General features: G+C 66.7%; 13 protein-coding genes and 1 pseudogene. 7 read left to right on the top strand and 7 right to left on the bottom strand.

Annotated elements, in window-relative coordinates:
* The 5 genes and pseudogenes from mdtD to AC1VAN_RS02610 form a co-directional block, all read right to left on the bottom strand.
* A partial coding sequence (gene mdtD, locus AC1VAN_RS02630; RefSeq protein WP_480985214.1) for a multidrug transporter subunit MdtD occupies positions 1 to 1,122 on the bottom strand: 1,122 nt, incomplete at its 3' end.
* A gap of 91 nt (positions 1,123 to 1,213) precedes the next feature.
* Positions 1,214 to 2,088 (bottom strand): annotated as a pseudogene (locus AC1VAN_RS02625) (uroporphyrinogen decarboxylase).
* Between the two features lie 28 nt (positions 2,089 to 2,116).
* Positions 2,117 to 2,356: a WGR domain-containing protein gene (locus tag AC1VAN_RS02620; RefSeq protein WP_025876992.1), complete on the bottom strand. Its 240-nt coding sequence runs from the start codon at positions 2,354 to 2,356 to the stop codon at positions 2,117 to 2,119.
* Between the two features lie 128 nt (positions 2,357 to 2,484).
* Complete coding sequence (gene aroB, locus AC1VAN_RS02615) at positions 2,485 to 3,597, bottom strand: 3-dehydroquinate synthase (RefSeq protein WP_478013541.1); 1,113 nt, start codon at positions 3,595 to 3,597, stop codon at positions 2,485 to 2,487.
* A complete protein-coding gene (locus AC1VAN_RS02610) occupies positions 3,594 to 4,136 on the bottom strand; it encodes a shikimate kinase (protein WP_032976596.1) in 543 nt (180 codons plus the stop codon). Before AC1VAN_RS02610 ends, aroB begins: the two co-directional genes overlap by 4 nt.
* 98 nt (positions 4,137 to 4,234) lie before the next feature.
* Here AC1VAN_RS02610 and AC1VAN_RS02605 point away from each other — a divergent pair, with 98 nt between their 5' ends.
* The gene (locus AC1VAN_RS02605; RefSeq protein WP_025876997.1) at positions 4,235 to 4,438 is read left to right on the top strand and encodes a dodecin family protein; all 204 of its coding nucleotides are present in this window, start codon (positions 4,235 to 4,237) and stop codon (positions 4,436 to 4,438) included.
* Positions 4,439 to 4,444: 6 nt separating this feature from the next.
* Here the strand turns inward: AC1VAN_RS02605 and AC1VAN_RS02600 are convergent, their stop codons facing one another.
* Positions 4,445 to 5,272, bottom strand: coding sequence for a kinase (locus AC1VAN_RS02600; protein WP_313446577.1), 828 nt, complete (start codon positions 5,270 to 5,272; stop codon positions 4,445 to 4,447).
* 40 nt (positions 5,273 to 5,312) lie between these two features.
* Here AC1VAN_RS02600 and pdxH point away from each other — a divergent pair, with 40 nt between their 5' ends.
* From pdxH to AC1VAN_RS02585, 3 genes are all read left to right on the top strand, one after another.
* Complete coding sequence (gene pdxH / locus AC1VAN_RS02595; protein ID WP_032976598.1) at positions 5,313 to 5,912, top strand: pyridoxamine 5'-phosphate oxidase; 600 nt, start codon at positions 5,313 to 5,315, stop codon at positions 5,910 to 5,912.
* A gap of 9 nt (positions 5,913 to 5,921) precedes the next feature.
* The gene (locus AC1VAN_RS02590) at positions 5,922 to 6,269 is read left to right on the top strand and encodes a YqfO family protein (RefSeq protein ID WP_480985213.1); all 348 of its coding nucleotides are present in this window, start codon (positions 5,922 to 5,924) and stop codon (positions 6,267 to 6,269) included.
* A gap of 186 nt (positions 6,270 to 6,455) precedes the next feature.
* Positions 6,456 to 6,920, top strand: coding sequence for a DoxX family protein (locus tag AC1VAN_RS02585; protein WP_442251742.1), 465 nt, complete (start codon positions 6,456 to 6,458; stop codon positions 6,918 to 6,920).
* 145 nt (positions 6,921 to 7,065) lie between these two features.
* Here AC1VAN_RS02585 and prpR read toward each other — a convergent pair whose 3' ends face one another.
* Entirely contained in the window at positions 7,066 to 8,649 is a 1,584-nt protein-coding gene (prpR, locus tag AC1VAN_RS02580; RefSeq protein WP_480985212.1) for a propionate catabolism operon regulatory protein PrpR, read from the bottom strand.
* A gap of 153 nt (positions 8,650 to 8,802) precedes the next feature.
* Here prpR and prpB point away from each other — a divergent pair, with 153 nt between their 5' ends.
* The 3 genes from prpB to acnA all read left to right on the top strand — a co-directional run.
* Positions 8,803 to 9,696, top strand: coding sequence for a methylisocitrate lyase (gene prpB, locus AC1VAN_RS02575; RefSeq protein WP_032976623.1), 894 nt, complete (start codon positions 8,803 to 8,805; stop codon positions 9,694 to 9,696).
* Between the two features lie 35 nt (positions 9,697 to 9,731).
* On the top strand, positions 9,732 to 10,889 hold the full coding sequence (gene prpC / locus AC1VAN_RS02570) for a bifunctional 2-methylcitrate synthase/citrate synthase (protein ID WP_480985211.1): 1,158 nt from the start codon (positions 9,732 to 9,734) through the stop codon (positions 10,887 to 10,889).
* Between the two features lie 109 nt (positions 10,890 to 10,998).
* Positions 10,999 to 12,698, top strand: a 1,700-nt coding sequence (gene acnA, locus AC1VAN_RS02565; RefSeq protein ID WP_480985210.1) for an aconitate hydratase AcnA, incomplete at its 3' end; no start/stop codon positions are given.

Raw genomic sequence — 12,698 nt, 5'->3', positions numbered from 1 at the left:
CTGCAGCGAATTGACCGCACCGAAGAACGCCAGCTGCAGCAGGCGCACGGCAAGGTGCTGGCCCGGTGTCATCAGGATGAAGCTGGCCATCGCCAGGCCGACCAGCACGGTGTTGGTCATCAGCACGCGGCGATAGCCGTAGCGTTCAACCAGTTTCACCGCCAGCTTCTTCGACACCATGCCTGCGGCGGCCACCGGCACCATCATCAGGCCGGCGTTCATCGGCCCGAGGCCAAGGCCGACCTGCAGCAGCAGCGGAATCAGCATCGGCATGGCACTGCTGCCGATGCGCGAGAACAGGTTGCCGAGAATGCCGATGCGGTAGCTGGGCACGCGGAACAGTGCAAGTGAGAACAGCGGTGCCGTTGAATTTGCCGCGTGCAGCCAGTAACCGACCAGCGCGGCCAGGCCGGCCACGGTCATCAGCATCACCAGCGCGTGAGGTGTACCGAGCCCGGAAATCCCATCCAGTGCCAGCGACAGCACCACCATCGCAAAGGCCAGCATGGCGTAGCCGCGAAGGTCGAACCGGGTGCGGTGGCTGGCGTAGTGGTCGGGCATGATCTTCATCGCCGCGATGAAGCCGATGACGCCGATCGGCAGGTTGATCAGGAACACCCAGTGCCACGAGGCGATCTCGACCAGCCAACCACCCAGCGTGGGGCCGATCAGCGGACCCACCAGTGCGGGAATGGCGATGAAGCTCATCGCACGCAGGAAGTCCTCGCGTGGCACCGAGCGCATCACCGCCAGGCGCCCGACCGGCAGCAGCATCGCGCCGCCGATGCCCTGCAGTACGCGCGCGGCCACCAGCTGGTGCAGCTGCTGCGCCATCGCGCAGGCCAGCGAGCCTAGGGTGAACAGGATGATCGCCACCAGGAAGGTGCGTCGGGTTCCGTAGCGGTCGGCGATCCAGCCGGAGGCGGGAATGAAGGTGGCCACTGCCAGCGCGTAGCTGAAGACCACCGACTGCATCTGCAGGGGGCTTTCGCCAAGGCTGGCCGCCATCGCCGGCAAGGCGGTGTTGACGATGGTCGAGTCCAGCATCTGCATGAAGATCGCCAGCGAAACCAGCCACAGCAGGGGACGCTGGCGGGTGTAGGTCGATGGCGCTGTGGACATGGGGCGTGGCCGGTGCAACGTGGGGGCGCCATGATCGCGCACTGCGGGTCACGGCGCGATCAACATCGCGCCGTGATTGCCTGCGCGATGCTCAGCGTTGGCTGTGTGCGTGCACTGCGTCGACCAGCACCTGTACATGGGCCGGGTCCATGTCCGGCGACATGCCGTGGCCGAGGTTGAACACATGGCCCTCGCGTGAACCACCGTTGCCGGCGGCATAGGTATCGAGCACGCGTGCGGCCGCCGCGGCGATCGCATCAGGCGAGGCATACAACGTGGTCGGATCCAGGTTGCCCTGCAGCGCTACGCGGCCACCGGTGCGGCGCAGCGCTTCGTCCAGGTCCAGCGTCCAGTCCAGGCCGAGCGCATCGGCGCCGGTCTGCGACAGCGCTTCCAGGTGCAGGCCGGTGCCCTTGCCGAACAGGATCAGYGGCGTGCGCTCGCTGCCTTCGCCGCGCTCCAGGCCTTCGGCGAGCCGCCGCCTTCGACCATGTAGCAGGCCAACGTCCACGGGCTGCCCGAGAAACCGATCAGCGGCACCTGGCCATCCAGTTCGCGGCGGATCAGGCGCACCGCGTCCATCACATAGCCCAGATCCTGCTCCATGTCCGGCACCGCCAGCCTGGCGATGGCCGCTTCATCGCGTACCGGGTGGCGGAACTTCGGGCCTTCGCCTTCGACGAAGTACAGCTCCAGGCCCATTGCATCGGGAATGGTGAGGATGTCCGAGAACAGGATGGCCGCGTCCAGCGGGAAGCGACGCAGCGGCTGCAGGGTGACTTCGCAGGCGATCTCCGGGTTCTTGGCCATGGCCAGGAAGCTGCCGGCCTTGGCCCGGGTGGCGCGATATTCCGGCAGGTAGCGGCCGGCCTGGCGCATCAGCCAGACAGGGGTGCAGTCCACCGGTTCGCGGCGCAGGGCGCGCAGCAGGCGATCGTTGCGGAGAGGGCTGGTCACAGTGGGCATTCCTTGGGCGAAAAGAGCAGCGGCGCAGTCAGTCGCCGTGCGAAAGAATCTGGAAGCCCCGATGCAGTTCGGCATCGCGGGCCTTGTCGTAGGCGTGGCGGGCTTCGTCGGCCGTCAGGTACAGCTCGCGCCGCAGCTGCGAGCGGGCGCCGACGCGGCCGGATTCACGCAGCAGTTCCCAGCCGCCGAACAGGTCCGGGACCAGGGTCAGGCGCAGGAAGCGCGGTGCCTGGGCACCGTCGGCGGGTTGTTGCAGGTGGACGTGCATGGCACCGATTGTAGCGGGGGCGAGGTGAGCCCTGCCGCAACGCTGATCCGGTAATGCCGGCCGCTGGCCGGCAACCTCATGAAACCTCCCAGGTAGCGCCGGGGCATGCCCGGCGAACGCGGAAGCGGTCAGCCTGCGCCCAGCACCTTCAGTACCGCCGCTTCATCCACGTCCGGTACGACTTCGGCGCGGCCCATGCCACGCCACAGCACCAGGCGCAGGCGACCGGCCACGTTCTTCTTGTCCAGGCGCATGCGGCCGAGCAGGGCCTGCGGGTCCAGCCCGGCGGGGATTGCCACCGGCAGGCCAAGCTGTTCAAGCAGCGCCTGCAGGCGCACCCGGTCGGCGTCGTCGGTCAGGCCCAGGTGGGTGGAGAGGCGTGCCGCCAGCACCATGCCCACCGCTACGGCCTCACCGTGGTTCAGCGCATCACGCCCCGGTGCCGAGTAGCCCTGTTCGGTTTCGATCGCGTGGCCGAAGGTGTGTCCCAGGTTGAGCAGGGCTCGCTCGCCCTTCTCGAAGGGATCGCGCTCGACGATGGCGGCCTTGTGCCGGCAGCTGCGGGCGATGGCCTCGGCGATGACCGCATCTTCGCCGGCCACCAGTGCGTCGGCATGCTGCTGCAGCCACTCGAAGAACACCGCATCGCCCAGCGCGCCGTACTTGACCACTTCGGCCAGGCCTGCGCGCAGTTCACGCGGCGGCAGGGTGGCCAGCACGCGGGTGTCGGCGATCACCGCACGGGGCGGGTGGAACGCACCGACCAGGTTCTTGCCGGCCGGGATATCCACGGCGGTCTTGCCGCCCACCGAGGAGTCGACCATCGCCAGCAGCGTGGTTGGCAGCTGCACGCAGTCGACGCCGCGCATCCAGCAGGCCGCGGCAAAGCCGGCGAGGTCGCCGACCACACCACCACCTAGGGCGAACACGCAGGCATCGCGGGTCGCGCCGAGTGCGGCCAGCGCCTCGATGACCGAGCCGAACTCGGCCAGGGTCTTGGAGGCTTCGCCGGCGGCCAGCACATGCTCACTCAGGATCAGGTCCGGGCGTGCGGCCAGCAAAGTTTGCTTGACGGCATCCAGATAGCGTGGCGCAACCTCGGTGTCGCTGACCAGCAAGACATGGCGGCCACGCACATGGCTGGCCAATGCGGCGCCATCGGCCTGGGCGCCGGCACCGATGGTGATGGAATAGGGACGGTCGCCGCCAACGGCGACCTGCAGCAGGGCAGGGGAGGTCATGCAGTGGGGTCCTGTCGCTGCCAGTGCGTGGCCAGCTTGACAACAAGCTGGGCAGTGGCATCGGCGGCGGTAAACGGGTCGGTATCAAGAGTGACATCGGCGAGGTCGCGATACAGCGGGTCGCGATGCGCGGCCAGATCATGCAGCACCTGTTCGCGGTCCGGCCGCTGCAGCAGTGGCCGGGCCTTGTCGCGTGACAGACGCTCCAGCTGGGCTGCGACGCTGACCCGCAGGTAGACGACAAAGCCTCGCTTGGCGATCAGGGCGCGATTGTCCGGGTCAAGCACGGCACCGCCGCCGGTGGACACCAGCTGGCCACGGCCGGCCAGCACCTGCGCCAGCGCCTGGCGCTCATGGGCGCGGAAACCGGCTTCGCCGGAATGCTCGAAGATCGTGGGGATGCTGGCCCCGGTCGCATCGACGATGGCCTGGTCGACGTCGACGAAGTCCAGCGTGAAGCGCTCGGCGAGGCGGCGGCCGATGCAGGTTTTACCGGCACCCATCGGGCCGATCAGGATCAGGTTCGGAGCGGGATTCATGCCCTCTGATGCTAACACCTCCGTGCCTTGGCCTTTACGTTCTTCACGTCAGGGTGGGGGTTCCTGCGGGGTATCCCGCGACTGATGGAGTGCCTGCCATGTCGGTTGCCAAGGTCATCGAAATCAATGCGTCCTCGCCCAAGAGCGTGGAGGACGCAGTGCGCAGCGGATTGAAGAAGGTGTCCGGGACGGTCAAGGGCATCCAGGGCGCCTGGATCAACGAGACCAAGGTGGTCACCGACGGCAACGGTGAGATCACCGAATGGCGGGTGAATCTGCGGGTCACCTTCCTGGTGGAGTGAGGCTGCTCAGCGCAGCCCTTGCACCTGGCGCTGGGCATCCAGCGCCACTACCCGGTCGGCAATGGCCGGCAGCGCACGCAACGCCTGCCGGCTTACCCGCTCGTAGTACTGCACGAAGCGCTCCAGCTGGGGTCGGTTCATGCCGTGCCGCCCCGGCTGGGCCGCCTGCAGGTTCTGCTCCTGCTGCCAGCGCCAACGCGGCACCACCGAAAAATCAGGGGGTTGCAGGAACCACAAGCGGTCGCAACGCTGCCACAGCGCCGGATAGTCGCGGGCCAGCGCTTGGTTGCACCAGCGCCGCCAACGCCCATCGGCATCGGCCTCGCGCTCCAGGGCGTTGAGCGGGACATCCAGTTCGGCATCGTCCTGCGCCGGGGTGCCCAGGAACCAGCCCTCGAACACCAGCAGGTCCAGCGGCGTTTGCAGCTGCGGCCACTGTGCTTCGGGCAGGCGCTCGTCGGCCAGCTTGTCGAAGCGGGGCAGGGCCAGAGGCTTTCGTGCGGCCACTGCATCCAGTACCGCATGTGCCAGCGGCAGGTCGTGGGTGCCAGGTGGGCCACGGGTGATCAACAACGGATGCACCTGCCGGGCCAGGCGCTGGCGTTGTGCGCGGGTCAGGTAGACATCGTCGATGGACAGCGTTGCGGCGTTCAGGCCACGCGCCTGGGCACGGGCAACCACCTGCGAGGCCAGCGTCGATTTGCCGCTCCCCTGCAGGCCGCTGATCGCCAATACTGGAACGGCTGTGCTGCTGCCCAGCGCGTCATCCAGCGCCTGCTCGACCATTGTTTCGGGGAATCCTTTCACCTGGGGCATGTACGCAGCGGCGACCATGCCGCCACAATAGCCCAAACCGTGTGAGAAGAATGCTGTCATGAGCGACCTGTACGCCGAAGCCCTGTCGACCTTTGCCGCCCTTTTCGAAGAAGCGAAACAGAGCCGCGAAGTCGAGCCCAATGCGATGACCGTGGCGACCGCCGATGTGCAGGGCCGGCCATCGGCGCGCACCGTGCTGTTGAAGGCGTTCGATGAGCGCGGCTTCGTGTTCTACACCCACCTGGACAGCCACAAGGGTAACGAGCTGCAGGCCAATCCGCAGGCGGCGCTGCTGTTCCTGTGGCGCAGCCTGCGCGAGGCCGGCATCCAGGTGCGCATCGAGGGCCGCGTTGAGCAGGTGGCCGATGCCGAGGCCGATGCCTATTTCGCCAGCCGTCCGCGCATGAGCCAGATCGGCGCGTGGGCGTCGCTGCAGTCGAAGACGTTGAACTCGCGCGACGAGTTCGACGCGCGCGTGGCCGAGGTCGAGGCGCGCTTCGAGGGCAAGGACGTGCCGCGCCCGGACGGTTGGAGTGGTCTGCGGGTGGTGCCTGACCGCATCGAGTTCTGGTACGGCGCGCAGTTCCGCCTGCACGAGCGCTGGTGCTATGAAGCGGGTGTCGAAGGTCGCTGGAGCAAGCGCTTGTTGTACCCGTAAGGCACCGTGATGCAACGCGTGCCGCTGTATCGCGTGGTGGTGTTCGTGCCGGTGCCTGCCCTGGAGGCGGTGAAGCAGGGCATCCTTTCGGTGGATGCACTGGCGGCCGGCGATTACGAGCACGGCCTGTGGTGGTCCGCGCCGGGGTTCGAACAGTTCCGGCCACGCGTGGGTGCGATCCCCACGCAGGGCGAGGCGGGGCAGACCGAGGTGGTCGACAGCGTGCGGCTGGAGTTCTGCCTGCCGCGCGATCCGCAGCGGCTACAGCGCATCCTCGAGCACGGCATCGTGCCGCATCACCCGTGGCAGGTGCCGGTGGTGCARGTGGAAGAGATCGAGCTGCTGCTGGCCRGGTAGATCCACGCCATGCGTGGATGGAAAGGTCGGTACACCTGCATCGTAGGGTCGAGCCTGTACGACTGCCATTGTTCCAACGCGTACCACTGCGAGAGCCTTTTGTCGCGAACGGACCGGCCAGCTTCATGTGCGAGCAGGTCAGCGAACCGCACACTCCGACCGATGCCCTCGAAATCCGGAGTCGCCATGCCCTCCTGGCGTTGCCTGTTTACCGTGCCACCGCCGCGCCAGGGCGTGGAGGCGTTCCTGTTGCTGCTCGCCCGTGTCGTCGCCGGGGTGATGTTCTGCGTATCGGGCTGGAACAAGGTACTCACCGACGCCGGGCGCGAGCGCATGGTGCATACGCTGGTCGATGCAGGTATCCCGTTTCCCGTGTTCAGTGCGCCGGTGCTCGGCGGCATTGAATGGATCGCAGGTGGACTGCTTGTACTGGGCCTGCTCAGTCGTCCATCGGCACTGCTGCTGGCGGGGATCTGCGCGGTGGCGGCGCTGACCGATGGCATCGCGCGTATCCCTGCGGGGCTGAGCGTGCCGGATTGGCTGAGCTGGTTCTTCTACCTGAGCGAAGTGCCACTGGGCGTGCTGCTGCTATGGGTTGTGGCCGTGGGCAGTGGACGGTTCGCCATCGAAGCGCGCGCGGCGCTCCAGTAGATCCACGCCATGCGTGGATGGGGTGCTTGAGAAAATGCGGTGCGCACCAAGGTTTGCACCCACCTGGCATCGGTCTGCCCTCAACAGACATCGGCGGTTCGCCCCCTGCCTTGCATCGGTTCTGCACCACCCAGACGGCAGGACGTTACAGCCCCTCCGCGCGCAGCCATCGCCACAGCGTGGTGCGTGACACACCCAGCGCCTGCGCCATGCCTTCGCGGTCATTGCGGTGTTCCTGCAGCAGCGCTTGCAGCTGCGCACGCGGCGGGCGCTTGCCGTTGTTTTCCACTGGCAGTGTGGCGGCGCCTTCGTTCACCAGCTCCGGCGCCAGCTGCAGCAGGCGCGCTGCATCGATCAGCCCCTCACCCGGCTGCCAGTGGATGCGCAGCCTATCCACCAGATTGCGCAGTTCACGTACGTTGCCTGGCCAGTCGGCAGCGCTGAGCAGGGTCAGCGCTTCTGCATCCAGCGGTGCATCGATGCCGCGCAGTTCGCGGAAGAAGTGCGTGGTCAGCAGCGGGATATCGCCTCGACGTGCACGCAGAGTGGGCAGTGCGATGCGCAGCGCGGCCAGCCGGTAGTACAGGTCGCGACGGAAGCTGCCAGCCGCCGCGCGCTGCTCCAGCGATTGCAGGGTGGCGGCAACCACGCGCAGGTCGACCGGGGTCGGTTCGGTGGCGCCCACGCGCAGCACTTCGCGTTCTTCCAGCACCCGCAGCAGGCGGGTCTGCAGCGGCAGCGGCAGTTCACCGATCTCGTCCAGGAACAACGTGCCGCCATCGGCTGCCTCGACCAGGCCGACGCGCCCCCCGCGACGCGCACCGGTGAAGGCGCCGTCGCTGTAGCCGAACAGCTCCGCTTCCAGCAGTGATTCGCTGATCGCACCGCAGTTCAGCGCAACGAAGCGACCGCGACGACCGCTGGCGGCGTGCAGCTGGCGTGCAACCAGTTCCTTGCCGGTGCCGGTCTCGCCGGTAACCAGTACGGTGCTGTCGTGCGGGGCGTACAGCGCGATCTGTGCGCGCACGTCGGCCATCGCATTGCTGTCGCCGAGCAGGGCATGCGCATCGTTGCGTGCGGCGGTGCGGCGGCGCGGAGCAGGCCGGCTGCCGCCGGAGCGAGCCATGGCCTGGGTCAGCTCCAGCGCATGCTCGAACGCCTGCCGCACCGAATCAGCCGAGTACAGCAGCACGCCGGGCAGTCCGGCCTGTTCAGCATGGTCGATGGCCATGCCGGTGCCGACGATCACTTCGATACCGTTGGCGCGCAGGTCGGCGATGCAGTCGCGGGCATCTTCGCGGGTGACGAAGCGGCGGTGCTCGATGTCCAGGCCGAAGCTCTGCTGGAAGCTGCTGAACACCGGCACGTCGCTGGCATGGGTGACCAGGCCGATGCGTGGGGCGATGCGGCGGGCGCGCGCCAGCGCTTCCATCAKGTCGAAGCCATTGGCATGGATCGGTACCAGCGGCAGGTCCAGGCGACCGCGCAACCAGGCTGCATTGGAGCCGCCGGCAATCACCACGTCGCAGTGCTCGCGGCGCAGGCGCTGGCCGATCACTTCCACGGCCTCCTCGAAGCCCAGGTTGATCTGCTCGATGCGCGCGCGGCGGTCGAATTCGGGAATGACATCGCCCAGCAGGCCAGTCAGGCGCGAAACGCTGACCGTCCAGATCACCGGGCGGCCGGGGTCGGCATCGGCGTGGCGCAGTGGCGAGCGGGGCAGGTACATGCATGGATACCGGGAGGCGATGTTTCATGATACATCTGTTTCAATGTTTCATATGTTTCAGCGTTGCGGGCCCGTCATCCCCGTGAAATCAACCGCTTGCAGGTTGGCATGGTGTTTGCGCTTACCCCTGTGTCCTTCAACCTGGATCGCCGCATGACCGTTTCGACCCTCTCTTCCGCCGGTGCCCGCTTCCGTGAGGCGCTGGCTGCCGAATCGCCGCTGCAGGTGATCGGCGCGATCAACGCCAACCATGCGCTGCTGGCCAAGCGCGCGGGTTTCCGTGCCATCTACCTGTCCGGCGGTGGCGTAGCCGCCGGCTCGCTGGGCCTGCCGGACCTCGGCATCAACACGCTGGAAGACGTGCTGGTGGACGTGCGCCGCATCACTGACGTCTGCGACCTGCCGCTGATGGTCGACATCGACACCGGCTTTGGCCCGAGCGCGTTCAACATCGCGCGCACGGTGAAGTCGCTGATCAAGGCTGGCGCGGCCGCCTGCCATATCGAAGACCAGGTCGGCGCCAAGCGCTGCGGTCATCGCCCGGGCAAGGAGATCGTCTCGCAGGGCGAAATGGTCGACCGCGTGAAGGCCGCTGCCGATGCCAAGACCGATCCGGACTTCTTCCTGATCGCGCGCACCGACGCCATCCAGGTGGACGGCGTGGACAAGGCCATCGAGCGTGCCATCGCCTGCGTCGAAGCCGGTGCCGACGGCATCTTCGCCGAGGCCGCCTATGACCTGGATACCTACCGTCGCTTCGTTGATGCGGTGAAGGTGCCGGTGCTGGCCAACATCACTGAATTCGGCGCGACCCCGCTGTTCAGCCGCGACGAGCTGGCCTCGGCCGGCGTSGCCATCCAGCTGTTCCCGCTGTCYGCKTTCCGCGCCGCCAACAAGGCCGCCGAGAACGTCTACCAGACGATCCGCCGCGAAGGTCACCAGCGCGACCTGATCGACAGCATGCAGACCCGCGAGGAGCTGTATGACCGTATCGGCTACCACGCCTTCGAGCAGCAGCTCGAYGCSCTGTTCGCCGCCAAGAAATAAGCAGTACCCTGCACCATCAAGTTTCGGAGGGAAACATGAACGATACGACCGCAACCCCGACCTTCAAGCCGAAGAAGTCCGTCGCCCTGTCCGGCACCGCTGCCGGCAACACCGCGCTGTGCAGCGTCGGCCGCAGTGGCAACGACCTGCACTACCGTGGCTACGACATCCTGGACCTGGCCAACACCAGCGAGTTCGAGGAAATCGCCTACCTGCTGGTGCATGGCAAGCTGCCGACCCGCGCCGAGCTGGTCTCCTACAAGGCCAAGCTGAAGTCGCTGCGTGGCATTCCGGCCGCGGTGAAGGCCGCGCTGGAAGAACTGCCGCCGTCGGCGCACCCGATGGATGTGATGCGCACCGGCGTGTCCGTGCTCGGCTGCGTGGCGCCGGAGAAGGATGACCACAACCATCCGGGCGCGCGCGACATCGCCGACAAGCTGATGGCCTGCCTCGGTTCGATGCTGCTGTACTGGTACCACTGGAGCCACAACGGCCGCGCGATCGACGTGGAAACCGATGATGACTCCATCGGTGGCCACTTCCTGCACCTGCTGCACGGCGAGAAGCCGCAGGATTCGTGGGTGAAGGCGATGCACACCTCGCTGATCCTGTACGCCGAGCACGAGTTCAACGCTTCGACCTTCGCCTGCCGTGTCATCGCCGGCACCGGCAGCGACATGTACAGCGCGATCTGCGGTGGCATCGGCGCGCTGCGYGGCCCCAAGCACGGCGGCGCCAACGAAGTGGCGTTYGAWGTRCARAAGCGCTATGACAATCCGGACGAAGCCGAGGAAGACATCAAGGCCCGCGTGGAGCGCAAGGAAGTGGTGATCGGTTTCGGCCACCCGGTCTACACCGTGTCCGATCCGCGCAACAAGGTGATCAAGGACGTCGCCCGCGAACTGTCCGAAGAGCAGTCGAGCATGAAGATGTACGACATCGCCGAGCGCCTGGAAACGGTGATGTGGGACATCAAGAAGATGTTCCCGAACCTSGACTGGTTCAGCGCCGTSAGCTACCACATGATGGGCGTGCCGACSGCGATGTTCACSCCSCTGTTCGTSATCGCCCGCACCKCSGGCTGGRSCGCGCACATCGTCGAACAGCGTATCGACGGCAAGATCATCCGCCCGAGCGCCAACTACATCGGCCCGGAAGATCGCGACTTCGTGGCCATCGACAAGCGTTCCTGATCATCGCCACTGTTCCATCGCTGCATGCATCCGGCCGGCCCCGCGCCGGCCGGATGCCGTCACCGCCGTATTGCCGGCACCCGGCCCGCCACGAGCATTCCGCCAGCCCATGAATACCGATTACCGCAAGACCCTCCCCGGCGCCTCGCTGGACTATTTCGATGCGCGCGCCGCCGTCGACGCGATCCAGCCCGGTGCCTACGCCACGCTGCCGTACACCTCGCGCGTGCTGGCYGAAAACCTGGTGCGYCGCTGCGAYCCGGCCAYGCTGACCGAYKCGYTGAAGCAGCTGATCGARCGCCGYCGCGACCTGGACTTYCCGTGGTTYCCGGCGCGCGTGGTSTGYCATGACATCCTSGGCCAGACCGCGCTGGTCGATCTGGCGGGCCTGCGTGATGCGATCGCCGACAAGGGCGGTGATCCGGCCAAGGTCAATCCGGTGGTGCCGGTGCAGCTGATCGTCGATCACTCGCTGGCAGTGGAGTGCGGTGGTTTCGATCCGCAGGCGTTCGAGAAGAACCGCGCCATCGAGGACCGCCGCAACGAGGACCGCTTCCACTTCATCGACTGGACCAAGCTGGCCTTCGAGAACGTGGACGTGATTCCGCCGGGCAACGGCATCATGCATCAGATCAATCTGGAGAAGATGTCGCCGGTGATCTACGTGCAGGATGGCGTCGCTTTCCCCGATACCTGCGTGGGCACCGACAGCCACACCCCGCAYGTGGAYGCGCTGGGCGTSATCGCCATCGGCGTGGGYGGCCTGGAAGCAGARAACGTGATGCTGGGCCGYGCGTCGTGGATGCGCCTGCCGGACATCATCGGTGTCGAGCTGACCGGTCGGCCGCAGCCGGATATCACCGCCACCGACGTGGTGCTGGCCCTGACCGAATTCCTGCGCAAGGAGCGCGTGGTCGGCGCCTGGCTTGAATTCTTCGGCGAAGGTGCCGCTGCACTCACCATCGGTGATCGCGCCACCATCTCCAACATGTGCCCCGAATACGGCGCAACCGCCGCGATGTTCTACATCGACGGCCAGACCATCGACTACCTGCGCCTGACTGGTCGCGAGGAAAAGCAGGTCGCACTGGTTGAAAGCTACGCGCGCAGCACCGGCCTGTGGGCCGATGACCTGGCCACTGCGGAATACGAGCGCGTGCTGCACTTCGATCTGTCGACGGTGGTGCGCAACATGGCCGGCCCGAGCAATCCGCATCGCCGCCTGCCGGTATCGGAACTGGTCGAGCGCGGCATCGCCGATGCCGCCAAGCTGGAAGCCGGCAAGGCCGAGCAGGCACAGGGCCTGATGCCCGATGGCGCGGTGATCATCGCTGCCATCACCAGCTGCACCAATACCTCCAACCCGCGCAACGTGATCGCCGCCGGCCTGCTGGCACGCAAGGCCAACGAGCGCGGCCTGCTGCGCAAGCCTTGGGTGAAGTCGTCGCTGGCACCCGGTTCCAAGGCAGTGCAGCTGTACCTGGAGGAAGCGGGCCTGCTGCCGGACCTGGAGAAGCTGGGCTTCGGCATCGTTGCCTTCGCCTGCACCACCTGCAATGGCATGAGCGGCGCGCTGGATCCGAAGATCCAGCAGGAAATCATCGACCGTGACCTTTACGCCACGGCGGTACTGTCGGGCAACCGCAACTTCGACGGCCGCATCCATCCATATGCGAAGCAGGCGTTCCTGGCCTCGCCGCCACTGGTGATCGCCTACGCCATCGCCGGCACCATCCGCTTTGACATCGAGAAGGATGTGCTGGGCGTGGACACCGACGGCAACGAGGTGCGCCTGAAGGACATCTGGCC

The organism is Stenotrophomonas sp. 05L44_2, from assembly GCF_056665995.1.
Note: the sequence above shows the minus strand (reverse complement) of the source record. Positions and strands in the feature narration are given on the sequence as shown.